At 65.7% G+C, this 21,587-nt stretch carries 35 protein-coding genes; all 35 read right to left on the reverse strand.

What is annotated here, in order from left to right; genetic code table 11:
• Positions 1–77 precede the first annotated feature (77 nt).
• A complete protein-coding gene (gene rplQ / locus TR33_RS06180; protein ID WP_014909900.1) occupies positions 78–548 on the reverse strand; it encodes a 50S ribosomal protein L17 in 471 nt (156 codons plus the stop codon).
• A 66-nt stretch (positions 549–614) separates the two neighbouring features.
• Entirely contained in the window at positions 615–1,637 is a 1,023-nt protein-coding gene (locus tag TR33_RS06185; RefSeq protein WP_014908435.1) for a DNA-directed RNA polymerase subunit alpha, read from the reverse strand.
• Between the two features lie 180 nt (positions 1,638–1,817).
• Entirely contained in the window at positions 1,818–2,222 is a 405-nt protein-coding gene (rpsK, locus tag TR33_RS06190) for a 30S ribosomal protein S11 (RefSeq protein WP_013156138.1), read from the reverse strand.
• 69 nt (positions 2,223–2,291) lie between these two features.
• Entirely contained in the window at positions 2,292–2,672 is a 381-nt protein-coding gene (gene rpsM, locus TR33_RS06195; protein WP_026125248.1) for a 30S ribosomal protein S13, read from the reverse strand.
• Between the two features lie 219 nt (positions 2,673–2,891).
• On the reverse strand, positions 2,892–3,005 hold the full coding sequence (rpmJ, locus tag TR33_RS25900; RefSeq protein WP_013156136.1) for a 50S ribosomal protein L36: 114 nt from the start codon (positions 3,003–3,005) through the stop codon (positions 2,892–2,894).
• 53 nt (positions 3,006–3,058) lie between these two features.
• A complete protein-coding gene (gene infA / locus TR33_RS06200) occupies positions 3,059–3,280 on the reverse strand; it encodes a translation initiation factor IF-1 (RefSeq protein ID WP_013156135.1) in 222 nt (73 codons plus the stop codon).
• 311 nt (positions 3,281–3,591) lie between these two features.
• The gene (locus TR33_RS06205; protein ID WP_014912703.1) at positions 3,592–4,059 is read right to left on the reverse strand and encodes a DUF1707 SHOCT-like domain-containing protein; all 468 of its coding nucleotides are present in this window, start codon (positions 4,057–4,059) and stop codon (positions 3,592–3,594) included.
• 87 nt (positions 4,060–4,146) lie between these two features.
• On the reverse strand, positions 4,147–4,971 hold the full coding sequence (gene map, locus TR33_RS06210; protein ID WP_017535883.1) for a type I methionyl aminopeptidase: 825 nt from the start codon (positions 4,969–4,971) through the stop codon (positions 4,147–4,149).
• Positions 4,971–5,630 (reverse strand): adenylate kinase, encoded by a 660-nt coding sequence (locus TR33_RS06215; RefSeq protein WP_014911080.1) that lies wholly within the window; start codon positions 5,628–5,630, stop codon positions 4,971–4,973. The genes map and TR33_RS06215 overlap by 1 nt, the downstream gene beginning before the upstream one ends.
• Entirely contained in the window at positions 5,631–6,944 is a 1,314-nt protein-coding gene (secY, locus tag TR33_RS06220; RefSeq protein ID WP_014910267.1) for a preprotein translocase subunit SecY, read from the reverse strand.
• 282 nt (positions 6,945–7,226) lie between these two features.
• Positions 7,227–7,691, reverse strand: a complete 465-nt coding sequence (gene rplO, locus TR33_RS06225) for a 50S ribosomal protein L15 (RefSeq protein WP_014908878.1) — start codon at positions 7,689–7,691, stop codon at positions 7,227–7,229.
• Positions 7,688–7,873, reverse strand: a complete 186-nt coding sequence (gene rpmD, locus TR33_RS06230; RefSeq protein ID WP_014912857.1) for a 50S ribosomal protein L30 — start codon at positions 7,871–7,873, stop codon at positions 7,688–7,690. The genes rplO and rpmD overlap by 4 nt, the downstream gene beginning before the upstream one ends.
• A gap of 2 nt (positions 7,874–7,875) precedes the next feature.
• On the reverse strand, positions 7,876–8,478 hold the full coding sequence (rpsE, locus tag TR33_RS06235) for a 30S ribosomal protein S5 (RefSeq protein WP_014911996.1): 603 nt from the start codon (positions 8,476–8,478) through the stop codon (positions 7,876–7,878).
• A gap of 46 nt (positions 8,479–8,524) precedes the next feature.
• Positions 8,525–8,905 carry a 50S ribosomal protein L18 gene (gene rplR, locus TR33_RS06240; RefSeq protein WP_017535885.1) on the reverse strand — a complete coding sequence of 127 codons (381 nt, stop codon included), beginning with the start codon at positions 8,903–8,905 and terminating at the stop codon, positions 8,525–8,527.
• 2 nt (positions 8,906–8,907) lie between these two features.
• Entirely contained in the window at positions 8,908–9,444 is a 537-nt protein-coding gene (gene rplF / locus TR33_RS06245) for a 50S ribosomal protein L6 (protein WP_014910545.1), read from the reverse strand.
• An 18-nt stretch (positions 9,445–9,462) separates the two neighbouring features.
• Positions 9,463–9,861, reverse strand: a complete 399-nt coding sequence (gene rpsH, locus TR33_RS06250) for a 30S ribosomal protein S8 (protein ID WP_014911657.1) — start codon at positions 9,859–9,861, stop codon at positions 9,463–9,465.
• 272 nt (positions 9,862–10,133) lie between these two features.
• Positions 10,134–10,319 (reverse strand): type Z 30S ribosomal protein S14, encoded by a 186-nt coding sequence (locus TR33_RS06255; protein WP_014912578.1) that lies wholly within the window; start codon positions 10,317–10,319, stop codon positions 10,134–10,136.
• A 10-nt stretch (positions 10,320–10,329) separates the two neighbouring features.
• The gene (gene rplE, locus TR33_RS06260; RefSeq protein WP_041561844.1) at positions 10,330–10,905 is read right to left on the reverse strand and encodes a 50S ribosomal protein L5; all 576 of its coding nucleotides are present in this window, start codon (positions 10,903–10,905) and stop codon (positions 10,330–10,332) included.
• Complete coding sequence (gene rplX, locus TR33_RS06265; RefSeq protein ID WP_014910645.1) at positions 10,905–11,210, reverse strand: 50S ribosomal protein L24; 306 nt, start codon at positions 11,208–11,210, stop codon at positions 10,905–10,907. Before rplX ends, rplE begins: the two co-directional genes overlap by 1 nt.
• A gap of 3 nt (positions 11,211–11,213) precedes the next feature.
• On the reverse strand, positions 11,214–11,582 hold the full coding sequence (gene rplN, locus TR33_RS06270) for a 50S ribosomal protein L14 (protein WP_014911091.1): 369 nt from the start codon (positions 11,580–11,582) through the stop codon (positions 11,214–11,216).
• 104 nt (positions 11,583–11,686) lie between these two features.
• Positions 11,687–11,959, reverse strand: coding sequence for a 30S ribosomal protein S17 (gene rpsQ, locus TR33_RS06275; RefSeq protein ID WP_014909496.1), 273 nt, complete (start codon positions 11,957–11,959; stop codon positions 11,687–11,689).
• The gene (rpmC, locus tag TR33_RS06280) at positions 11,956–12,210 is read right to left on the reverse strand and encodes a 50S ribosomal protein L29 (RefSeq protein ID WP_014911102.1); all 255 of its coding nucleotides are present in this window, start codon (positions 12,208–12,210) and stop codon (positions 11,956–11,958) included. Before rpmC ends, rpsQ begins: the two co-directional genes overlap by 4 nt.
• The gene (gene rplP, locus TR33_RS06285; protein ID WP_014912571.1) at positions 12,210–12,623 is read right to left on the reverse strand and encodes a 50S ribosomal protein L16; all 414 of its coding nucleotides are present in this window, start codon (positions 12,621–12,623) and stop codon (positions 12,210–12,212) included. The genes rpmC and rplP overlap by 1 nt, the downstream gene beginning before the upstream one ends.
• A 3-nt stretch (positions 12,624–12,626) precedes the next feature.
• A complete protein-coding gene (gene rpsC, locus TR33_RS06290) occupies positions 12,627–13,418 on the reverse strand; it encodes a 30S ribosomal protein S3 (RefSeq protein WP_014911893.1) in 792 nt (263 codons plus the stop codon).
• Positions 13,418–13,783: a 50S ribosomal protein L22 gene (rplV, locus tag TR33_RS06295; protein WP_017535889.1), complete on the reverse strand. Its 366-nt coding sequence runs from the start codon at positions 13,781–13,783 to the stop codon at positions 13,418–13,420. Before rplV ends, rpsC begins: the two co-directional genes overlap by 1 nt.
• Before the next feature lie 75 nt (positions 13,784–13,858).
• Positions 13,859–14,137, reverse strand: coding sequence for a 30S ribosomal protein S19 (rpsS, locus tag TR33_RS06300; RefSeq protein WP_013156115.1), 279 nt, complete (start codon positions 14,135–14,137; stop codon positions 13,859–13,861).
• A 12-nt stretch (positions 14,138–14,149) separates the two neighbouring features.
• Positions 14,150–14,989, reverse strand: a complete 840-nt coding sequence (gene rplB / locus TR33_RS06305) for a 50S ribosomal protein L2 (RefSeq protein ID WP_014913424.1) — start codon at positions 14,987–14,989, stop codon at positions 14,150–14,152.
• Positions 14,990–15,047: 58 nt separating this feature from the next.
• On the reverse strand, positions 15,048–15,338 hold the full coding sequence (gene rplW, locus TR33_RS06310; RefSeq protein ID WP_014908213.1) for a 50S ribosomal protein L23: 291 nt from the start codon (positions 15,336–15,338) through the stop codon (positions 15,048–15,050).
• Positions 15,335–16,006 carry a 50S ribosomal protein L4 gene (gene rplD, locus TR33_RS06315; protein WP_014909317.1) on the reverse strand — a complete coding sequence of 224 codons (672 nt, stop codon included), beginning with the start codon at positions 16,004–16,006 and terminating at the stop codon, positions 15,335–15,337. The genes rplW and rplD overlap by 4 nt, the downstream gene beginning before the upstream one ends.
• Before the next feature lie 2 nt (positions 16,007–16,008).
• Positions 16,009–16,659, reverse strand: coding sequence for a 50S ribosomal protein L3 (gene rplC, locus TR33_RS06320; protein ID WP_014913067.1), 651 nt, complete (start codon positions 16,657–16,659; stop codon positions 16,009–16,011).
• A 12-nt stretch (positions 16,660–16,671) separates the two neighbouring features.
• Positions 16,672–16,980, reverse strand: coding sequence for a 30S ribosomal protein S10 (rpsJ, locus tag TR33_RS06325; protein ID WP_014908366.1), 309 nt, complete (start codon positions 16,978–16,980; stop codon positions 16,672–16,674).
• Between the two features lie 252 nt (positions 16,981–17,232).
• Entirely contained in the window at positions 17,233–18,426 is a 1,194-nt protein-coding gene (tuf, locus tag TR33_RS06330) for an elongation factor Tu (protein WP_014908151.1), read from the reverse strand.
• A gap of 83 nt (positions 18,427–18,509) precedes the next feature.
• Positions 18,510–20,621, reverse strand: coding sequence for an elongation factor G (gene fusA, locus TR33_RS06335; protein ID WP_042282152.1), 2,112 nt, complete (start codon positions 20,619–20,621; stop codon positions 18,510–18,512).
• Positions 20,622–20,669: 48 nt separating this feature from the next.
• The gene (rpsG, locus tag TR33_RS06340) at positions 20,670–21,140 is read right to left on the reverse strand and encodes a 30S ribosomal protein S7 (protein ID WP_014911405.1); all 471 of its coding nucleotides are present in this window, start codon (positions 21,138–21,140) and stop codon (positions 20,670–20,672) included.
• Positions 21,141–21,142: 2 nt separating this feature from the next.
• Positions 21,143–21,514 (reverse strand): 30S ribosomal protein S12, encoded by a 372-nt coding sequence (rpsL, locus tag TR33_RS06345; RefSeq protein ID WP_014912437.1) that lies wholly within the window; start codon positions 21,512–21,514, stop codon positions 21,143–21,145.
• Between the last annotated feature and the right edge of the window lie 73 nt (positions 21,515–21,587).

Genomic DNA, 21,587 nt, shown 5'->3' on the forward strand with positions numbered 1-21,587 from the left:
TGACATGCGAAAGTGCCCGACCCCCGCAAGGGTCGGGCACTCCAGAGCGTCGTGCGGATCCGTCGGGACCCTACGACCTACTTGCTCTCGGTGGCCTCGGCGGACTCGGCGGTCTCCGTGGCGGCGGCCTCCTCGGCCGGAGCCTCGGTGGCCTCCTCGGCGGGCTTCTCGGCCGGGGCGGCCGGGGCGCGCAGGGCCTCGACCAGCTCGATGACGGCCATCGGGGCGTTGTCGCCCTTACGCGGACCGATCTTGGTGATACGGGTGTAACCACCGGGACGGTTCTCGTAGCGCGGGCCGATCTCGGTGAAGAGCTCGTGCACGACGGACTTGTCCGTGATCTTGGTCAGCACCTGACGACGGGCGTGCAGGTCACCGCGCTTGCCGAGAGTGATGAGCTTCTCGGCGTACGGACGCAGGCGCTTGGCCTTGGCCTCCGTGGTGCGGATACGGCCGTGCTGGAACAGCGAGGTGGCGAGGTTCGCCAGGATGTGCCGCTCGTGCGCGGGCCCGGAACCCAGACGGGCGCCCTTGGTAGGCGTGGGCATGGTGTCGTTCTCCTAGTGATGCGATCCGCGGCCGCACTCGGCCGGGGACCATTGGGCGACGAAGGTCTAGTACTGCTCCGTCTCGACGAAGGACTCGCCCTCGTCGTCCTCGGAGCCGAAGGAGTCGGCGGCGGTGCCGGGGTCGAACCCGGGAGGGGAGTCCTTCAGGGACAGGCCCATGTCGATGAGCTTCTGCTTGACCTCATCGATGGACTTGGCACCGAAGTTCCGGATGTCCAGAAGGTCCTGCTCGGAGCGTGCGACCAGCTCACCAACGCTGTGGATGCCCTCACGCTTGAGGCAGTTGTACGAACGGACCGTGAGGTTGAGGTCCTCGATCGGCAGCGCCAGGTCGGCCGCCAGGGCGGCGTCCGTCGGCGACGGACCCATGTCGATGCCCTCGGCGTCGACGTTGAGCTCGCGCGCCAGACCGAACAGCTCGACCAGGGTCTTGCCCGCGCTGGCCACGGCGTCACGGGGACGGATGGCCGGCTTGGTCTCGATGTCGACGATCAGGCGGTCGAAGTCGGTGCGCTGCTCGACACGGGTCGCCTCGACCTTGTAGGTCACACGCAGCACGGGCGAGTAGATGGAGTCGATCGGGATACGACCGATCTCCTGGCCCTGCTGCTTGTTCTGCGTCGCGGAGACGTAACCGCGGCCGCGCTCGACCGTCAGCTCCATCTCCAGCTTGCCCTTGCCGTTGAGCGTGGCGATGTGCAGGTCGGGGTTGTGCACCTCGACACCGGCCGGCGGAGCGATGTCCGCGGCGGTCACCACACCGGGGCCCTGCTTGCGCAGGTACATCAGAACCGGCTCGTCGTGCTCGGAGCTGACGACCAGGCCCTTGAGGTTGAGGATCATCTCCGTGACGTCCTCCTTGACACCGGGCACGGTGGTGAACTCGTGCTCGACGCCCTCGATGCGGATGCTCGTGACAGCCGCGCCGGGGATGGAGGACAGCAGGGTACGACGAAGCGAGTTACCGATCGTGTAGCCGAAACCCGGCTCCAGCGGCTCGATGACGAACTTCGAGCGCCACTCGGAGATCGTCTCCTCGGTCAACGTGGGACGCTGTGCGATCAACATGGTCCGTGTCTTCCCTTCCACATGGCCGCCCGCTATTTGACGGCCACCGGATGGACGCCGCCCGAACGGCGACGCCCCCTACTCGGATTCCTACCCGGCTCGTCCGAGAACCCTCGGGTTCAAGGACGAGCCGCACCACGAGGCGCCCGTGCGGTAGGAGTCGCGGGCGCCGGTGCCGAATCAGACGCGGCGGCGCTTCGGCGGGCGGCAGCCGTTGTGCGGAACCGGGGTGACGTCCTGAATGGAGCCCACCTCGAGGCCGGTCGCCTGAAGCGAACGGATGGCGGTCTCGCGGCCCGAGCCCGGGCCCTTCACGAAGACGTCGACCTTGCGGACACCGTGCTCCTGGGCACGACGGGCAGCGGCCTCGGCGGCCATCTGAGCGGCGTAGGGGGTGGACTTACGCGACCCCTTGAAGCCGACCTGACCCGAGCTGGCCCACGAGATCACCGCACCGGTCGGGTCGGTGATGCTCACGATCGTGTTGTTGAACGTGCTCTTGATGTGAGCGTGCCCGTGGACAATGTTCTTCTTTTCCTTGCGGCGCACCTTGCGCGCGGCACCCTGACGGCCCTTAGGCGGCATGAGTGAAACTCCCAGAGATCATCGGTCCGTATGTGTCATCTCGGACGCGGTTGACAGGTCCGAGGCGGACTACTTCTTGCCGGCCTTCTTCTTGCCGGCCACGGTCTTCTTCTTGCCCTTGCGGGTACGGGCGTTGGTCTGCGTGCGCTGGCCACGCACCGGGAGACCACGGCGGTGCCGGATGCCCTGGTAGCTGCCGATCTCCATCTTGCGACGGATGTCGGCCTGGACCTCGCGTCGCAGGTCACCCTCGACCTGGTAGTTGGCGTCGATCCACTCGCGCAGCTTGACCAGGTCCTCTTCGGACAGCTGGTGGACGCGGGTGTTCCCGTCGACACCGGTGTTCTTCAGGGTTTCGACGGCGCGGGTGCGGCCGACCCCGAAGACGTACGTGAGAGCGATCTCCACTCGCTTGTCGCGAGGGAGGTCTACGCCGGCAATACGTGCCATGTGGGCGAGACTCCATCCATGCATTCGCGGAGGTCTGACCCGTTCCATCCTCTCGCCGCCCAATCGACGAGGCCCCGGCCTCCGACCGGGGGTTCTCCCCCACCACCTACGGGCGGGAGATCGGAACAGGTTTTCGTTGTTTCATACGCCCGGCCGGGGAACATCTCCCCGCTCCGGGTCTATCGCGACGCGGAAGTCGCGGCCTGCCGGCCGGGGCTGTCAGCCCTGGCGCTGCTTGTGCCGCGGGTCCGAGCAAATGACCATGATCCGACCGTTACGGCGGATCACGCGGCACTTCGCGCAGATCTTCTTCACGCTCGGCTTGACCTTCATGGTGACTCCGAACTCATCACATCACCAGTCTCGGGCCTGATGGCCCCGACAGGCTACTTGTAGCGGTAAACGATGCGCCCGCGCGTGAGGTCGTACGGGCTCAGCTCCACGACGACACGGTCGTCGGGAAGAATACGGATGTAGTTCATCCGCATCTTGCCGCTGATGTGGGCAAGAACCTGGTGCCCGTTGTCGAGCTCTACCTTGAACATAGCGTTGGGTAGGGACTCGACAACGGAGCCCTCGATCTCGATGGCGCCGTCTTTCTTTGCCATGTCCTCCACGCCTCGCTCATCGATTGGTTGATCAGGACAACCCGACGCGACCTGAGTGGCCCCTCGCATGACGCGACGGCCCCGGCGACCACGACAGGCGTGTCACCGACGCCAGGACACACTGGAAGTTCAGGCCATCTGCAGGCCTTACGTCGATGGGAAGACGTGGCACAAAGAAGGCAGACTGACCCAACAGCCCGCGTATGGGCAGTGTCAGTCTATCCCCTTCCGGCAAGTGCTCCCGACCACAGGTGGCAGAGAACCCTACACCGTCGACTCCCGCCGACGGAAACCCCGGCGGAGAGGGAGCGTCAGCGTCCCTCCCCCTGTTCCTCGGCGTGGGGATCGCGCTGGGCCGCCAGGACCCCGAAGGTCACCGCGACCATCAGCACGCCCCACGGACCCAGCACCCACAGGAACCACGGATAGGTGAAATCGGTGGTGAAGTAGAGGATGAGCCAGATGGAGAAGCAGAGGATGTTGACCCCGCCGTAGAGCCACCACGGCACCATCAGGGCGGGGTCGCGCAGACGCAGCGGATGGACCACCACGCCCGGTTCGGCCCGGGGCGCCCTGCCCACGTCGACCGGATCGCGTTCGGGCAGGTCCGAGGTGACCCTCGCCAGCTCCTCCGCGGTCTTGGACTTGTAGGCACGACCGAGGCGTTCGGTGAACTCCTCATGGTCCAGACGCCCCTGGGCGAAGTACTCCTGGAGCAGCCCCGCCACTCGGTCACGCTCGGAATCGGACGTTCCTATGGACGGCACCGGGTCGGACACTGCGCGCACCTCGCCTTACACCCGTGAGTGGTCGCCACCCCCACCGCCGCCGGTCGGACACCGGCGGTGCGGGGGGTGGGCCCGCCGTCACCAGGTCGGCTGGACGAAGCCCATCCGCGCGATTTTATCGCGGTCGGATTCGCGAGCGGTCAGTACCATCGGCCCGTCCGCGGTGATCGCGACGGTGTGCTCGAAGTGGGCGGCGCGGCGACCGTCACGGGTCACCACGGTCCAGCCGTCGTCGAGCTCCACCACGTCGTGCCGGCCGAGCGTGGTCATCGGCTCGATCGCCAGACACATGCCCTCGACCAGCTTCAGGCCCTTGCCCCGCTTGCCGTGGTTGAGCACGTGCGGATCCATGTGCATCTGGGTGCCGATGCCGTGGCCACCGTACTCGCGTACGTTGCCGTAGCCGCCGTTGGAGGTGATGTGGCCGTCGATCGCGTGACCGATGTCGCCCAGGCGTCCCCCGGGTCGCATCTGCGCGATCCCCCGCCACATGGACTCCTCGCACACCTCCATCATCGCGAGGTCCTCGGAGCGGGCCTCGCCCACCGCGATGGTGACCGCGGAGTCGCCGTGCCAACCGTTCAGGACGGCACCGCAATCGATGGAGATGATGTCGCCGTCGGCCAGGACACGATCGGCGGCGGGGATCCCGTGCACGACCTCTTCGTTGACCGAGGCGCAGATCGAGCCGGGAAAGCCGTGGTAGCCCTTGAAGGACGGCACGGCTCCGGCGTCCCGGATCACCTTCTCGGCGATCGAGTCCAGTTCCAGGGTGGACACTCCGGGCCGCACGGCGGCCCGCAGGGTGTCCAGGGCGCGGGCCACCACACGACCCGCCGCCCTCATCTCGGCGATCTGTTCCGGCGTCTTGATCTGCACGTCCGGATCCGCCTTACCGAACATCAGACGGCCGACCGCTTCTCGTCGATGGCGGCCTTGGCGCGGGCCGTCACCTCGGCCACGGGGCCCGTGGCGGAGATGGTGGCCAGCAGACCCTCGGCCTCATAGAACTCGACCAGCGGCGCGGTCTGCTCGCGGTAGACCTTCAGGCGGTGCCGAATGGTCTCCTCACGGTCGTCCTCACGCTGGTACAGCTCGGCGCCCTCGTTGTCGCACTCGCCCTCGACCTTCGGGGCGTCGTACTCGACGTGGTACACCCGACCGCACTCGGGGCAGGAACGACGACCCGAGAGGCGCTTGACGACCTCTTCCTCGTCGACCTTCAGTTCCAGGACCACGTCCAGGGACGTGCCGAGGTCGGCGAGCATCCCTTTGAGCGTCTCCGCCTGGGGGACGTTGCGGGGGAACCCGTCGAGCAGGAAGCCCCCCGCCGTGTCCTCCTGGGCCAAGCGGTCCTTGACCATGGCGTTCGTGACCTCGTCGGGCACGAGGTCACCGCGGTCCATGAACTCCTTGGCCTTCTTGCCGAGTTCGGTACCACCGCTGACGTTGGCCCGGAAGATGTCCCCCGTGGACACCTTCGGGATCGTCAGCTCTTCCGCGAGGATCTGGGCCTGGGTGCCTTTGCCGGCCCCAGGCGGCCCCACCAATACTGCGCGCATTTATCGAAGAAAACCTTCGTAGTTCCTCTGCTGGAGGTGACTCTCGATCTGCTTCACCGTGTCCAGCCCGACACCGACCATGATCAGGATGCTCGTCCCACCGAAGGGGAAGTTCATGTCGGCACCGGTGGCGCCGAGGGCGACCATCGGCAGGAGAGCGATCACACCCAGGTACAGAGAGCCGGGTGTCGTCAACCGAGTCAACACGTAGTCGAGGTACTCGGCGGTCGGACGCCCTGGTCGGATACCCGGGATGAATCCACCGTACTTCTTCATGTTGTCGGCGACCTCAGTGGGGTTGAAGGTAATCGCCACATAGAAGAACGCGAACCCGACGATCATGACGAAGAAGGCCGCCATGTAGACGGGGTGAGTGCCCGTGAGGAAGTAGGTCTGGAAGAACTGCGCCACCGGGTGGGTGGAGTCCTGTCCCAGGAGACCGACGATGAGCTGCGGAAGGTACAGCAGGGAGGAGGCGAAGATCACGGGGATGATGCCCGCCTGGTTGACCTTCAGCGGGATGTAGGTCGAGCTGCCGCCGTACATCCGACGACCGACCATCCGCTTGGCGTACTGCACCGGGATACGGCGCTGGGCCTGCTCCATGAAGACCACGGCCGTGATCAGGGCCAGACCGGCCATGCAGATGATGGTGAAGATCCAGACCGAACGCTCCTCGTACAGGCCCATGATCGCGGACGGGAAGACCGCGATGACCTGCGTGAAGATGAGCAGCGACATACCGTTGCCCACGCCGCGCTCGGTGATGAGCTCGCCCATCCACATGATGATCGCGGTACCGGCCGTCATCGTGAAGACGATGGTCACCAGGGTGAGGATGTCCTGGTTGGGCATGTAGGACGAGACCGGGATGGCGTTCTGGAACAGCGCGCCGGTGCGGGCCATGGCCACGATGCTCGTCGCCTGGAGCACCGCCAGCATCAGGGTGAGATAGCGGGTGTACTGGGTGATCTTGCTCTGCCCGGCCTGGCCCTCCTTCTTGAGGGACTCCAGCCGGGGAATGACCACCGTCAGCAGGTTGATGATGATGCTCGCGGTGATGTACGGCATGACCCCGAGCGCGAAGACCGCCAGTTGCAGAAGCGCGCCACCACTGAACAGGTTGACCAGGGCGTAGACCCCGGACTGGTCCGCGGCGGTGATCGTCTCCATCTGTTCCCTGATCGCCGCCGAGTCGATGCCCGGTGCCGGGATCACCGACCCCAGACGGAAGATCGTCAGGATGAACAGTGTGAACAGCAGCTTATTGCGCAGGTCGGGCGTGCGGAATGCACGAACGAACGCACCTAGCACGTCTCCTCCTGCGCGGCTTCGGCGGCGGAACGGGTTCCAGACATCGCGGCCGATCCTGAATCGTCGTAGAACGTCAGCAACGGGCATGTCGCCCGGTGCTCGGAAGTAATCACATTACGTCAAGCGGGGAGCTTAAACAGATGGCACTGTAACAGCCATCACCCAACAGCAGGTGCCGTGAGGCATAACGATCGACATTCGCAACGTGAGAAGGGCGCCCGACGGCCGATCCTGTCGGATCATGGCCGTCGAGCGCCCCAGAACGCATCGTAGGGAGTGACCCTACAGCTCGGTGACGGAGCCACCGGCGGCGGCGATCTTCTCCTTCGCCGAGGCGGAGAACGCGTTGGCGCTCACCTGCACGGCGACGGTGATCTCACCGGTGCCCAGCACCTTGACGAGCTGGTTCTTGCGAACCGCGCCCTTGGCGACCAGGTCCTCGACGGTGACCTCGCCACCCTCGGGGTAGAGCTCGCTCAGCCGGTCCAGGTTGACGACCTGGTAGGTCGTCTTGAACCGGGCGTTGCTGAAGCCCTTCAGCTTCGGAACCCGGCGGATGAGGGGCATCTGCCCACCCTCGAAACCGGGACGAACGGTGTTACGAGCCTTGGTGCCCTTGGTACCGCGACCGGCGGTCTTACCCTTGGACGCCTCGCCACGACCCTTGCGGATCTTGGCCTTGTTGGCACCCGGGGCGGGACGCAGGTGGTGGAGCTTGAGCGGCTCGTCGGGGCTGTAGTCGCTCATTCTGCGACCTCCTCGACGGTGACGAGGTGCGAGACGATCGTGATCTGCCCACGAACCTCGGGACGGTCCTCACGGACGGTGGACTTGCCGATGCGGCCAAGACCCAGCGACTGGAGGGCAGCGTGCTGCTTCTCCTTGCCGCCGATCTTGGAGCGGGTCTGCGTGATCTTGATCTTGGCCATGATCAGGCTCCTGCCTTCGCCTCAGCGCGAGCGCGCAGCATGGCGGCCGGGGCGACGTCCTCGATCGGCAGTCCACGGCGGGCGGCGATCTCCTCGGGCTGGTTGAGGCCCTTCAGAGCGGCCACCGTGGCGTGCACGATGTTCAGCGGGTTGGACGAACCGAGCGACTTGCTCAGGACGTCGTGGATACCGGCGCACTCCAGGACGGCGCGGACCGGACCGCCGGCGATCACACCGGTACCCGGGGCGGCCGGACGCAGCAGGACGACACCCGCGGCCTCCTCGCCCTGGACCTGGTGCGTGATCGTGCCCTGGATGCGGGGGACGCGGAAGAAGTTCTTCTTCGCCTCCTCGACACCCTTGGCGATCGCGGCCGGGACCTCCTTGGCCTTGCCGTAACCGACACCGACCATGCCGTTGCCGTCGCCGACGACGACCAGGGCGGTGAAGGAGAAGCGACGGCCGCCCTTGACGACCTTCGCGACCCGGTTGATGGTCACGACCTTCTCGATGTAGGAGACACCCTTGTCTGCGGCGCCGCCGCGGCGATCGTCACGGCGATCACGCCGCTCGCCACCGGCGCCGCGCCGCGGTGCTGCAGCCATCAGTGGTTCCTCTTCTCGTGATTGTTCTCGGCCAGTACAGCGGTCATTAGAACTCCAGCCCGCCTTCGCGCGCCGCGTCGGCGAGCTTGGCGATACGACCGGCGTAGCGGTTACCACCGCGGTCGAAGACGACCTGGGTGATACCGGCGTCCTTCGCGCGCTGCGCGACGAGCTCGCCGACCTTGAGGGACTTGTCCGACTTGGTGCCCTCGGCGCCACGCACGTCGGCCTCGACACTGGAGGCCGCCACCAGGGTGTGACCCTTGGTGTCGTCGATCACCTGAGCGACGATGTGCTTGGAGGAGCGGAAGACGGCCAGGCGGGGACGCTCGGCGGTGCCCACGACCTTCTTGCGCACGCGGAACTGACGGCGCTTGCGAGCGATGGTCGCCTTCGCGGCGCGCTTGCGGCTCACAGAGATGCCCATGCCTACTTACCAGCCTTTCCGGCCTTGCGGCGGATGTGCTCACCCTTGTACCGCACGCCCTTGGCCTTGTACGGGTCAGGCTTGCGCAGGCTGCGAATGTTCGCGGCGACCTGTCCCACCAGCTGCTTGTCGATGCCCTCGACGTGGAGGACCGTCGGCTTCTCGACCCGGAAGGTGATGCCCTGCGGGGGCTCGATCACGACCGGGTGGCTGTAGCCCAGCGAGAACTCCAGGTTGGAGCCGCGAGCCTGAACGCGGTAACCCACACCGTGGATCTCCAGCGTCTTGGAGTAGCCCTTGGAGACACCCTCGACGAGGTTGGAGATCAGCGCACGGGTGAGACCGTGCAGAGACCGGTTCTCCGGCTTGTCGTCGGGACGAGCGACCGTGACGACACCGTCCTCCATGGAGGCGGTGATCGGCTCGGCGATCGTGTGCTTCAGTTCGCCCTTCGGCCCCTTGACAGTGACGTCTTGCCCGTTAATCGTGACCTCGACGCCCTTGGGGACCGAGAGCGGCAGTCGACCGATGCGCGACATGCTTTTCGTCTCTCCCTATTACCAGACGTAAGCGAGGACTTCGCCGCCCACGCCACGCTTCTTGGCCTGCTTGTCAGTCATCAGGCCGCCGGACGTCGAAATGATGGCCACGCCAAGGCCACCCAGCACGCGAGGCAGGTTCTCCTTCTTCGCGTACACCCGCAGACCGGGCTTGGAAACCCGGCGAATGCCGGCGATGGAGCGCTCACGGGTGGGGCCGTACTTCAGCTCCAGGACGAGGCTCTGGCCCACCTGGGCCTCCTCGGTCCGCCACCCCTGAATGAAGCCCTCCTGCTGGAGAACCTCGGCGATGTGCGCCTTGATCTTGGAATACGGCATCGTCACGGTGTCGTGGTAAGCCGAATTCGCGTTGCGCAGACGTGTCAACATGTCTGCGATCGGGTCGGTCATCGTCATGGCCGACTGGCCCTTCCTCACCGCGGTTTCCGAGTGCGGGCCTTCCCAGAGCCTGCCTCTCGCGGGGTCTCCCCCACGGAGTGCACAAACGGACCTTCGGCGTGGTCGTGGGCACCGCGGTCCCTCTTCGGGACTGCCGTGCCCTGGTGAATGGATGTTGCCTCCCCGTCACCGCCTACGAGAGGCGGTGGCGGGTCGAACGTCGAGCCACCGGGAGGGTGGTCCGGCGGGGGGCCGACCACGCTGAAGCGTTCGATCGGCCCCGCCGGAAACTACCAGCTCGACTTGGTGATGCCGGGCAGCTCGCCCCGGTGCGCCATCTCGCGGAAGCAGATACGGCACAGGCCGAACTTCCGGAAGACCGCGCGCGGGCGTCCGCACCGCGAGCATCGAGTATACGCCCGGACGCCGAACTTCGGCTTCCGGTTCGCCTTCGCGATCAGGGACTTCTTAGCCATCGTTAACCCCTCAGGCTTCCTTGAACGGGAAACCGAGCCGCTTGAGCAGGCTGCGGCCCTGGTCGTCGGTCGTAGCGGTGGTGACGACGGTGATGTCCATCCCACGCTGGCGGTCGACCTTGTCCGGGTCCACCTCGTGGAACATGACCTGCTCGGTCAGACCGAAGGTGTAGTTCCCGTTCCCGTCGAACTGCTTCGGGGAAAGGCCTCGGAAGTCCCGGATCCGGGGCAGGGCCAGCGAGAGCAGCCGGTCGAGGAACTCCCACATCCGGTCGCCGCGCAGCGTGACGCTGGCGCCGATCGGCTGACCCTCGCGCAGCTTGAACTGCGCGATGGAGTTCTTGGCCCGGTTGATCTTCGGCTTCTGGCCGGTGATCGCCGAGAGGTCGGCGATCGCGCCCTGGATCAGCTTCGCGTCACGCGCGGCCTCACCAACGCCCATGTTGACCACGATCTTCGTCAGACCGGGGATCTGCATGACGTTGCCGATGCCGAACTCGTCCTTGAGGCCCGCAGCGATCTCGTTGCGGTACTTCTCCTTGAGCCGCGGCATCGGAGGGGCGGTGATGTCGTTGGTAACCGTCATCAGATGTCCTTACCGGTGCGGCGGGAGACGCGAACCTTGGTTCCGTCCTCCTCGAAGCGATAGCCGACCCGGGTGGGCTTGCCGTCCTCCGCGAGCGCAACGTTGCTCACGTGGATCGGGGCCTCCTTCGTGACGACCTCACCCTGCTGGCCGCCGGCCGGATTGGCCTTCCTGTGCTTCTTGACCAGGTTGACGCCCTCGACGATGACACGGTCTTCCTTCGGCAGGGCCTTGACGACCTTGCCGGTGGCACCCTTGTCCTTGCCGGCGAGAACGATGACCTCGTCGCCAGATTTGATCTTCATCGCTTAGAGCACCTCCGGCGCCAGCGAAATGATGCGCATGTACTTCTTGTCACGCAGCTCACGGCCGACCGGGCCGAAGATGCGAGTGCCTCGCGGGTCCCCACCGTCCTTGATGAGCACGGCAGCGTTCTCATCGAAGCGGATGTAGGAGCCGTCGGGCCGGCGGCGCTCCTTGACAGTGCGCACGATAACGGCCTTGACGACGTCGCCCTTCTTGACTCCAGCGCCAGGCAGGGCGTCCTTCACCGTGGCGACGATGGTGTCACCGATCCCGGCGTAGCGCCGACCCGAGCCACCGAGAACACGGATGGTAAGGATCTCCTTGGCACCCGTGTTGTCGGCGACCTTGAGTCGCGACTCCTGCTGAATCACGTCTGCTCCTGATGTGATGCGTGCGGTCCACTGCCGCACGGCTAGGTGGTCTCACCCCTCGCGTCGGCGGCCGACACCTGGTGTCGGCCGCCGACAGGCCGGGGTTACTTAGCCTTCTCCAGGATCTCCACGACGCGCCAACGCTTCGTCGCGGAGAGCGGCCGGGTCTCCATCATGCGGACCCGGTCACCGACGCCACAGGAGTTCGCCTCGTCGTGCGCCTTGTACTTGGTCGTCCGACGGATGACCTTGCCGTACAGGGCGTGCTTGACTCGGTCCTCGACCTCGACAACGACGGTCTTGTCCATCTTGTCGCTGACGACGTAGCCCTCGCGCACCTTGCGGTAGTTGCGGGTCGCGGTCTGGTTCTCACTCATTCGGCTGCTTCCTTCGTCTTCTCAGCCGACTCACCAGACAGCGGGACGATGCCCAGCTCGTGCTCGCGCATGACCGTGTAGATCCGCGCGATCTCGCGCTTGACCGTCCGAAGACGGCTGTGGTTGTCGAGCTGGCCGGTGGCGGCCTGGAAGCGGAGGTTGAAAAGCTCTTCCTTGGCTTCCTTGAGCTTCGTGACCAGGTCCTCGACGGACTGGTCGCGCAGCTCGTGGGCAGTCACGGACTTGGCCATCACTCCCCCTCCCGCTTAACAAACTTGCACTTCATCGGGAGCTTGTGCATCGCACGGCGCATGGCCTCCTTGGCCACGGCCTCGGGCACGCCCGACAGCTCGAACATCACGCGACCGGGCTTGACCGGCGCGACCCACCACTCGGGCGAACCCTTACCGGAACCCATACGGACCTCGGCGGGCTTCTTCGTCAGCGGACGGTCCGGGAAGATGTTGATCCACACCTTGCCGCCACGCTTGATGTGACGCGTCATGGCGATACGAGCGGACTCGATCTGCCGGTTCGTGACGTAAGCCGACTCCAGAGCCTGGATGCCGAACTCACCGAACGTCACCGACGTGCCGCCCTTGGCCTTGCCGCGCAGGTCCGGGTGGTGCTGCTTGCGGTACTTGACCTTACGAGGAATAAGCACGGGTCAGCTCCCCTCGGTCTTCGCGGCCTCGGCCGGAGCTCCGGCCTTGGCCTCGGTGTTCTGCTGACCGCCACCGGCGCCGCCACGACGACGACGCTGCGGGCGCTCGCGGCGCTGACCGCCACCGGCGGTGCGCTGCGCGGCCTGGGCGGCCTCACGCTCGGCGCGGGTCGCGGGGGCGTCGCCCTTGTAGATCCACACCTTGACGCCGATGCGACCGAACGTCGTACGGGCCTCGAAGAAGCCGTAGTCGATGTCGGCGCGCAGCGTGTGCAGCGGGACGCGACCCTCGCGGTAGAACTCCGAGCGGGACATCTCGGCCCCACCCAGACGACCACCGCACTGGATACGGATGCCCTTGGCACCGCTCTTCATCGCGCTCTGCATGGCCTTGCGCATCGCGCGGCGGAAGGCCACGCGGCTGCTCAGCTGCTCGGCGACGCCCTGGGCGACGAGCTGAGCGTCGACCTCGGGGTTCTTGACCTCGAAGACGTTCAGCTGCACCTGCTTGCCGGTCAGCTTCTCCAGGTCCGTACGGATCCGGTCGGCCTCCACGCCGCGGCGGCCGATGACGATGCCCGGCCGGGCGGTGTAGACGTCCACGCGGACACGGTCACGGGTGCGCTCGATCTCGACCTTGGAGATGCCCGCGCGCTCCATGCCACGGGTCAGCATCCGACGGATCGCGACGTCTTCCTTGACGTAGTCCTTGTAGGACTTGTCGGCGTACCAACGGCTCTTGAAGTCGGTGGTGATGCCGAGGCGGAACCCGTGCGGGTTAACCTTCTGCCCCACTATCGGGTCCTTTCCTTCGTCTTGGACGAGGCGACCGAGTCCGCGACGACCACGGTGATGTGGCTCGTGCGCTTGGTGACCCGGAAAGCCCGGCCGAAGCCTCGGGGGCGAATGCGCTTCAGGGTCGGACCCTCGTCCACCCACACGCGCTCGACCACCAGGGTCTCGCGGTCCAGCTTGTCGTTGTGCTCAGCGTTGGCGATGGCGCTAGCCAGCACCTTGCCAACAGGCTCACTCGCCGACTGGGGAGCGAACCGGAGCACCGCCTGTGCCTCGTCAGCGGGCAACCCGCGAATAAGGTCCGCCACCCGGCGAGCCTTGCGGGGCGTAACGCGGACGAACCGCGCCTGTGCCCTCGTTCCCATCGCTTTTCCCTCGCTCACGGAAAATTTCTTCCCCACTCACCGTGGAGAAAATTGTTCTTACAACTGCTGCAACCGCTAACGGCGGCTACGGCGGTCTTCCTTGACGTGGCTACGGAAAGTACGCGTGGGAGCGAACTCACCGAGCTTGTGGCCGACCATCGACTCCGACACGAACACCGGAACGTGCTTGCGGCCGTCGTGGACGGCGATCGTGTGACCGATCATCTCCGGGACGATCATGGACCGCCGGGACCACGTCTTGATGACGTTCTTGGTCCCCTTCTCGTTCTGCGACTCCACCTTCTTGATGAGGTGGTCGTCGACGAAGGGACCCTTCTTAAGGCTACGTGGCATCAGACGTGCTCCTTACCGCTTCTTCTTACCGCTACGCCGACGCCGCACGATCAGCTTGTCGCTGGCCTTGTTCTTGGCCCGGGTCCGGCCTTCCTTCTTGCCCCAGGGGCTGACCGGGTGACGACCACCGGAGGTCTTGCCCTCACCACCACCGTGCGGGTGGTCGACCGGGTTCATGACCACACCGCGGACGGTCGGGCGCTTGCCCTTCCAGCGGGAGCGGCCGGCCTTGCCCCAGTTGATGTTGGACTGCTCGGCGTTGCCGACCTGTCCGACCGTGGCGCGGCAGGAGATCTCGACCATGCGCATCTCGCCGGAGGGCATACGCAGCGTGGCGTAGCGGCCTTCCTTGGCCAGAAGCTGGATCTGGGATCCCGCGGAACGGCCCAGCTTGGCACCGCCGCCCGGCTTCAGCTCGACCGCGTGCACGAACGTACCCGTGGGGATGTTGCGCAGCGGGAGGCAGTTGCCCGGCTTGATGTCCGACTGGGGGCCGTTCTCGACCGTGTCGCCCTGCTTGAGGCCGGCGGGCGCCAGGATGTAGCGCTTCTCACCGTCCACGTAGTGGAGCAGAGCGATACGAGCGGTGCGGTTCGGGTCGTACTCGATGTGAGCGACCTTGGCCGGCACGCCGTCCTTGTCGTGACGACGGAAGTCGATCACGCGGTAGGCCCGCTTGTGACCGCCGCCCTGGTGGCGGGCGGTGATCCGGCCGTGGCCGTTACGACCGCCCTTGGAGTGGAGCGGACGAACGAGGGACTTCTCCGGCTCCGAGCGCGTGATCTCGACGAAGTCGCTCACGCTGGAGCCGCGACGACCCGGCGTCGTCGGCTTGTACTTACGAATGCCCATCTTCTTCGCGCATTCCTTTACGTGTTGCTTGGTGTGTAGCGGTCAGACCCGAGAAAGGTCACCGACCGAAGATGTCGATGCGGTCGCCCTCGGCGAGGCCGACGATCGCGCGCTTCGTGTCGGGACGCTTCCCGAAACCGAAACGGGTCCGCTTGCGCTTGCCCTTCCGGTTGATCGTGTTCACGCTCGTGACCTTCACGTCGAAGATCTTCTCGATCGCGATCTTGATCTGGGTCTTGTTGGCGTCCGGGCGAACGATGAACGTGTACTTGTTCTCGTCCATGAGCCCGTAGCTCTTCTCGGAGATCACCGGCTCGACGATGATGTCCCGGTGGTCGGCGATCCTCACTGGTCGTCCTCCTCGGACTCGGCGGCCTTCGAGGCACCGGCCGCGTGGGCCAGGAACTCGGCGTAACCCGCCTCGGTGAAGACCACGTCGTCCGAGTAGAGGACGTCGTAGGTGTTCACCTGGTCCGCGTCGAGGATGTGCACCTCTTCGAGGTTGCGCAGGGCGCGCCGGTTGTGCTCGTCCTCGCGGGCCAGGACGACGAGGACCTTGTCGGACTCGGTGACCTGACGCAGCGACTTCAGAGCGGTCTGCGTGAGCTTGCTGTCCGCGTCCTCGGCCACGAAGTGGCTGATGACGTGGATGCGACCGTGGGCGGCCCGGTCGGAGAGGGCGCCACGCAGGGCGGCGGCCTTCATCTTCTTCGGGGTCCGCTGGGAGTAGTCGCGGGGCTGGGGCCCGTGGACCGTGCCACCGCCGGTGTACTGCGGGGCGCGGATCGAACCCTGACGGGCGCGGCCGGTGCCCTTCTGGCGGTAGGGCTTCTTACCACCACCGCGGACCTCGCCGCGGGTCTTGGTGGCGTGGGTACCCTGCCGGGCGGCGGCCAGCTGGCCGTTCACGACCTGGTGGATCAGCGGGATGCTGACCTGCTGGGCGAAGACGCTCTCGGGGAGCTCGACGCTGCCCTTGGAGCCGCCCTCGGGGTTCTTGACCTCGATCTGGGCCATGACTACTTGTCCCCCTTCACAGCGGTGCGGACGAGCACCAGACCGCCGTTGGGACCGGGCACAGCACCCTTGACCAGGATGAGGCCCTTCTCCGCGTCCACGGAGTGAACGGTCAGGTTCTGGATGGTCTTGCGCACGTTGCCCATGCGACCGGCCATCCTCATGCCCTTGAAAACGCGGCCGGGCGTGGCGCAGCCGCCGATGGAACCGGGCGAGCGGTGGACACGGTGGGCACCGTGCGAGGCGGAGAGGCCACGGAAACCGTGACGCTTCATCACACCCGCGAAGCCCTTGCCCTTGCTCTTGCCCGTGACGTCGACCTTCTGGCCGATCTCGAACGAGGCGGCGTCGACCTCCTGGCCGAGCGTGTACTCGGAGGCGTCGGAGGTGCGGACCTCGACGTAGTGACGGCGCGGGGTCAGGTCGTTGGCGCGCAGGTAGTCGCCCAGGGGCTTGTTCACCTTGCGCGGGTTGATCTGCCCGTAGCCGAGCTGGATGGCGGAGTAGCCATCGGTGTCAGGGGTCCGGATGCGGCTCACGACGCACGGACCGGCCTTCAGGACGGTCACGGGCACGATCTTGCCCGTGTCGTCGAAGACCTGGGTCATGCCGAGCTTTTCGCCCAGAACTCCCTTGATCTGCTTGGTGGCCATGTCTGTGCGTCCTTAAAGCTTGATCTCGATGTCAACGCCGGCCGGGAGGTCGAGTCGCATGAGCGAGTCGACCGTCTTCGGCGTGGGGTCGATGATGTCGATCAGCCGCTTGTGGGTGCGCATCTCGAAGTGCTCGCGCGAGTCCTTGTACTTGTGCGGCGATCGGATGACGCAGTAAACGTTCTTCTCCGTCGGCAGCGGCACCGGGCCCGCGACCTGTGCGCCAGTTCGCGTCACGGTCTCGACGATCTTCTTCGCCGAGCTGTCGATGACCTCGTGGTCATAGGCCTTTAGCCGAATGCGGATCTTTTGTCCCGCCATGTGGCCTGTTCGTCCTTCGCTTCAGTGTCCGTAACGGTGAGCAGTCCCGGTCACAGAAACCCAGGCCCGGCGGAGTCCGCCGCTTCGGCCTTGAGCCTCTATTCCCTTGAGAAACCGCAACAGGGCTTGCCCCTGCGGTGCGTCACCGTCACAGAGCCCGATGACGTCTTGTCAGTGGGGCGGGTGGGCCGCAGAGGGCGACCCACCCACCACGTCGGGGCGGCTCCGACAGGGGCCGCCCCGACGTTCGTACTACTTGAGGATCTTGGTGACGCGACCCGCGCCCACGGTCCGGCCACCCTCACGGATGGCGAACTTGAGGCCCTCTTCCATGGCGACCGGCTGGATGAGCTGGACGGTCATCGCGGTGTTGTCACCGGGCATGACCATCTCGGTGCCCTCCGGCAGCGTCACGACGCCGGTGACGTCGGTGGTGCGGAAGTAGAACTGCGGGCGGTAGTTGTTGAAGAACGGCGTGTGGCGGCCACCCTCGTCCTTGGACAGGATGACGACCTGGCCCTCGAACTCGGTGTGCGGCGTGGTGGTGCCGGGCTTGATGACGACCTGGCCGCGCTCGACGTCCTCGCGCTTGATGCCGCGCAGGAGCAGACCGACGTTGTCACCGGCCTGGCCCTGGTCGAGAAGCTTGCGGAACATCTCAACACCGGTGACGGTGGTGGACTGCTTCTCTTCCTTGATGCCGACGATGTCGACGGTCTCGTTCACGTTGACGATACCGCGCTCGATACGACCGGTGACGACGGTGCCGCGACCGGTGATCGAGAAGACGTCCTCGATCGGCATCAGGAACGGCTTGTCGGTGTCACGCTCGGGCTCGGGAATGTACTGGTCCACGGTGCCCATGAGCTCCAGGACGGTCTTGCCCCACTCGGCGTCGCCCTCGAGGGCCTTGAGCGCGGAGACCTTGGTGACGGGGATGTCGTCACCGGGGAACTCGTACTCGCTGAGGAGCTCACGCACCTCGAGCTCGACGAGCTCGAAGATCTCCTCGTCGTCCACCATGTCGGCCTTGTTCAGGGCCACCACGATGTAGGGCACGCCGACCTGGCGGGCCAGGAGCACGTGCTCCTTGGTCTGCGGCATCGGGCCGTCGGTGGCGGCCACGACCAGGATGGCGCCGTCCATCTGCGCCGCACCCGTGATCATGTTCTTCACGTAGTCGGCGTGACCGGGGCAGTCGACGTGGGCGTAGTGACGCGCCTCGGTCTGGTACTCGATGTGCGAGACCGAGATCGTGACGCCGCGCTCGCGCTCCTCGGGAGCGTTGTCGATGTCCTCGAACGGGGTGAACGGGTTCAGGTCGGGGAACGCGTCGTGCAGCACCTTGCTGATCGCGGCGGTCAGCGTGGTCTTGCCGTGGTCAATGTGACCGATGGTGCCGATGTTGACGTGCGGCTTGGTCCGCTCGAACTTTTCCTTCGCCACTGGAAGTCTCCTAGACGTACAGATCTATCTGACTGTGGTCCAACCCCGCGGGTACGGGGAACAGCCGGGTTACGAATTCGCGACTACTCGCCGCGAACCTTCGCCACAATTTCTTGGGCGACAGCGGACGGAACCTCCGCGTAGGAGTCGAACACCATCGAGTAGTTGGCTCGACCCTGCGTACGGCTGCGCAGGTCACCCACGTAGCCGAACATTTCCGAGAGGGGCACCAGGGCTCTGACGATCCGGACGCCGGAACGCTCGTCCATGGACTGGATCTGTCCACGGCGGGAGTTCAGGTCGCCCACGACGTCGCCCATGTACTCCTCGGGCGTGGTGACCTCGACGGCCATGACCGGCTCGAGAAGAGTCGGCTTCGCCAGCCGGACGGCCTCCTTGAAGGCCATCGAACCGGCGGTCTTGAACGCCATCTCCGAGGAGTCGACCTCGTGGTACTGGCCGTCCTGGAGCGTCACCTTGATGCCGACCAGCGGGTAGTGCGCGAGCACACCCAGCTCGGCGGCGTCCTGGCAACCGGCATCGACCGACGGGATGTACTCACGCGGGATGCGGCCACCGGTGACGGCGTTGACGAACTCGTAACCCGAGGCGACGCCCTCTTCGGTCTCCAGCGGCTCAAGGTCGATCTTGACCTTGGCGAACTGACCCGAACCACCCGTCTGCTTCTTGTGGGTGTAGACGTGGCCTTCGACCTTCTTGCGAATGGTCTCGCGGTAGGCCACCTGGGGCTTACCGATGTTCGCCTCGACCTTGAACTCGTCGCGCATGCGGTTGACCAGCACCTCGAGGTGCAGCTCGCCCATGCCCGAGATCACGGTCTGACCGGTCTGCTCGTCCGAGGCCACCTGGAAGGAGGGGTCCTCGTCGGCCAGACGCTGGATCGCGATGCCCAGCTTCTCCTGGTCGCTCTTGGTCTTGGGCTCGATGGCCACCTCGATGACCGGAGCCGGGAAGGTCATGGACTCCAGGACGATCGGGGACGACTGGTCGCACAGCGTCTCACCGGTCGTGGTGTCCTTCAGACCCATGACGGCGACGATGTCACCGGCGCCGGCCTCGGCGATCTCCTCACGCTTGTTGGAGTGCATGCGGTAGATCTTGCCGATGCGCTCCTTGCGGCCCTTCAGGCTGTTGAGAACCTGGGTACCGCTGCTGATGACGCCGGAGTAGATGCGCACGTAGGTCAGCTTGCCCAGGTGCGGGTCGCTCATGATCTTGAAGACCAGGGCGGACATCGGCTCGTCGACGCTCGGCTTGCGCTCGAGCTTGGTCTCCTCGGTCTCGTCCTTGGGGTCGTGGCCTTCGACGGCCTCGACGTCCAGGGGCGAGGGGAGGTAGGCGGTGACCGCGTCGAGCAGGGGCTGGACGCCCTTGTTCTTGAAGGCGGTGCCGCAGACCACGGGGATCGCGGTGCCGGCGATCGTGGCGCGACGGATCGCGGTCACGAGCTGCTCCTCGGTGGGCTCCGTGCCCTCGAGGTAGAGCTCCATGATCTCGTCGTCACCGTCGGCCAGCGTCTCGATGAACGAGTCGCGGGCCTCGCGGGCGACGTCGGCGTGGCTCTCGGGGATCTCGACGGTGTCGTACATCTCGCCGAGGGCGGCCTCGTCGTTCCAGACGTAGGCCTTCATCTTCACGAGGTCGATGACGCCCTTGAAGTCGCTCTCCGCACCGATGTTCAGCTGGATCGGCATGGCGTTCGCGCCGAGGCGCTCACGGAACATGTCGACACAACGCTGGAAATCGGCCCCGATCTTGTCCATCTTGTTGACGAAGCAGATACGGGGAACGTTGTAGCGGTCGGCCTGACGCCAGACCTGCTCCGACTGCGGCTCGACGCCTTCCTTGGCGTCGAAGACGGCGACCGCGCCATCGAGAACACGCAGCGAACGCTCGACCTCGATGGTGAAGTCGACGTGGCCGGGCGTGTCGATGATGTTGATCGTGTGATCGTCCCAGTGCGTGGTGGTAGCAGCCGAGGTAATGGTGATACCCCGCTCCTGCTCCTCCTTCATCCAGTCCATCGTCGAGGCGCCATCGTGCGTCTCGCCGAGCTTGTGGTTCACACCGGTGTAGTAGAGGATCCGCTCGGTCGTCGTGGTCTTGCCCGCGTCGATGTGGGCCATGATGCCGATATTGCGGACTTTGGCCAGGTCAAGCAAAGTCTTAGCCATGAGGCTCGTCTTCCCTAGGTCGTCTCAAGGAATCGATTCGCCGCGGGGTTACCAGCGGTAGTGGGCGAAGGCCTTGTTCGACTCGGCCATCTTGTGCGTGTCCTCACGCTTCTTGACGGCCGCGCCCAGACCGTTGCTGGCGTCGACCAGCTCGTTCATCAGACGCTCGGTCATCGTCTTCTCACGACGCTGACGCGAGTAGGAGACGAGCCAGCGCAGGGCCAGCGTGGTGGACCGGGAGGCGCGAACCTCGACCGGCACCTGGTAGGTCGCGCCACCGACACGGCGGCTGCGGACCTCGAGCGCGGGCTTGACGTTGTCCAGGGCTCGCTTGAGAACGACGAGCGGGTCCTGTCCGGTCTTCTCGCGAGCACCCTCGAGAGCGCCGTACACGACGTTCTGAGCGATGGAACGCTTACCGTCGAGCAGCACCTTGTTGATCAGTGCGGTGACGAGCGGCGAGCCGTAGACCGGGTCGGTGATGAGCTGGCGCTTCGGCGCCGGGCCCTTGCGCGGCATGCTTACTTCTCCTTCTTGGCGCCGTAGTGGCTACGGGCCTGCTTGCGGCCCCGGACGCCCTGGGTGTCGAGCGAACCGCGGACAATTCGGTAGCGGACACCCGGCAGGTCCTTCACACGACCGCCACGAACCAGCACGATGCTGTGCTCCTGGAGGTTGTGGCCGATGCCGGGGATGTAGGCCGTGACCTCGATGCCGCTGCTCAGCTTGACGCGAGCGACCTTACGCAGAGCGGAGTTCGGCTTCTTGGGCGTGGTGGTGTAGACACGAGTGCACACACCACGACGCTGCGGACTCCCCTTCAGCGCCGGGGTCTTGTTCTTTGCGACCTTGTCCTGTCGGCCCTTACGGACCAGCTGCTGGATGGTGGGCACCGCGTCTCCGTCTTCCTCGTGACCTACGCCGGTTCTCGTAGCCGATATCGCTATTGACCTGCTGAATTTCCCG

It is taken from the genome of Nocardiopsis alba (assembly GCF_000710955.1).
GTDB lineage: Bacteria > Actinomycetota > Actinomycetes > Streptosporangiales > Streptosporangiaceae > Nocardiopsis > Nocardiopsis alba.

Excerpts from the sequence above, each read along its gene's own strand:
- rplQ (WP_014909900.1), bottom strand. The coding sequence starts at position 548 with ATGCCCACGCCTACCAAGGGCGCCCGTCTGGGTTCCGGGCCCGCGCAC.
- TR33_RS06185 (WP_014908435.1), bottom strand. The coding sequence starts at position 1,637 with ATGTTGATCGCACAGCGTCCCACGTTGACCGAGGAGACGATCTCCGAG.
- rpsK (WP_013156138.1), bottom strand. The coding sequence starts at position 2,222 with ATGCCGCCTAAGGGCCGTCAGGGTGCCGCGCGCAAGGTGCGCCGCAAG.
- rpsM (WP_026125248.1), bottom strand. The coding sequence starts at position 2,672 with ATGGCACGTATTGCCGGCGTAGACCTCCCTCGCGACAAGCGAGTGGAG.
- rpmJ (WP_013156136.1), bottom strand. The coding sequence starts at position 3,005 with ATGAAGGTCAAGCCGAGCGTGAAGAAGATCTGCGCGAAGTGCCGCGTG.
- infA (WP_013156135.1), bottom strand. The coding sequence starts at position 3,280 with ATGGCAAAGAAAGACGGCGCCATCGAGATCGAGGGCTCCGTTGTCGAG.
- map (WP_017535883.1), bottom strand. The coding sequence starts at position 4,971 with ATGTTCGGTAAGGCGGATCCGGACGTGCAGATCAAGACGCCGGAACAG.
- TR33_RS06215 (WP_014911080.1), bottom strand. The coding sequence starts at position 5,630 with ATGCGCGCAGTATTGGTGGGGCCGCCTGGGGCCGGCAAAGGCACCCAG.
- rplO (WP_014908878.1), bottom strand. The coding sequence starts at position 7,691 with ATGAGCGACTACAGCCCCGACGAGCCGCTCAAGCTCCACCACCTGCGT.
- rpmD (WP_014912857.1), bottom strand. The coding sequence starts at position 7,873 with ATGGCCAAGATCAAGATCACGCAGACCCGCTCCAAGATCGGCGGCAAG.
- rpsE (WP_014911996.1), bottom strand. The coding sequence starts at position 8,478 with ATGGCTGCAGCACCGCGGCGCGGCGCCGGTGGCGAGCGGCGTGATCGC.
- rplR (WP_017535885.1), bottom strand. The coding sequence starts at position 8,905 with ATGGGCATCTCTGTGAGCCGCAAGCGCGCCGCGAAGGCGACCATCGCT.
- rplF (WP_014910545.1), bottom strand. The coding sequence starts at position 9,444 with ATGTCGCGCATCGGTCGACTGCCGCTCTCGGTCCCCAAGGGCGTCGAG.
- rpsH (WP_014911657.1), bottom strand. The coding sequence starts at position 9,861 with ATGACGATGACCGACCCGATCGCAGACATGTTGACACGTCTGCGCAAC.
- TR33_RS06255 (WP_014912578.1), bottom strand. The coding sequence starts at position 10,319 with ATGGCTAAGAAGTCCCTGATCGCGAAGGCGAACCGGAAGCCGAAGTTC.
- rplE (WP_041561844.1), bottom strand. The coding sequence starts at position 10,905 with ATGACGGTTACCAACGACATCACCGCCCCTCCGATGCCGCGGCTCAAG.
- rplX (WP_014910645.1), bottom strand. The coding sequence starts at position 11,210 with ATGAAGATCAAATCTGGCGACGAGGTCATCGTTCTCGCCGGCAAGGAC.
- rpsQ (WP_014909496.1), bottom strand. The coding sequence starts at position 11,959 with ATGAGTGAGAACCAGACCGCGACCCGCAACTACCGCAAGGTGCGCGAG.
- rpmC (WP_014911102.1), bottom strand. The coding sequence starts at position 12,210 with ATGGCCAAGTCCGTGACTGCCCACGAGCTGCGCGACCAGTCCGTCGAG.
- rplV (WP_017535889.1), bottom strand. The coding sequence starts at position 13,783 with ATGGGAACGAGGGCACAGGCGCGGTTCGTCCGCGTTACGCCCCGCAAG.
- rpsS (WP_013156115.1), bottom strand. The coding sequence starts at position 14,137 with ATGCCACGTAGCCTTAAGAAGGGTCCCTTCGTCGACGACCACCTCATC.
- rplB (WP_014913424.1), bottom strand. The coding sequence starts at position 14,989 with ATGGGCATTCGTAAGTACAAGCCGACGACGCCGGGTCGTCGCGGCTCC.
- rplD (WP_014909317.1), bottom strand. The coding sequence starts at position 16,006 with ATGGCCCAGATCGAGGTCAAGAACCCCGAGGGCGGCTCCAAGGGCAGC.
- rplC (WP_014913067.1), bottom strand. The coding sequence starts at position 16,659 with ATGGCCACCAAGCAGATCAAGGGAGTTCTGGGCGAAAAGCTCGGCATG.
- rpsJ (WP_014908366.1), bottom strand. The coding sequence starts at position 16,980 with ATGGCGGGACAAAAGATCCGCATTCGGCTAAAGGCCTATGACCACGAG.
- fusA (WP_042282152.1), bottom strand. The coding sequence starts at position 20,621 with ATGGCTAAGACTTTGCTTGACCTGGCCAAAGTCCGCAATATCGGCATC.
- rpsG (WP_014911405.1), bottom strand. The coding sequence starts at position 21,140 with ATGCCGCGCAAGGGCCCGGCGCCGAAGCGCCAGCTCATCACCGACCCG.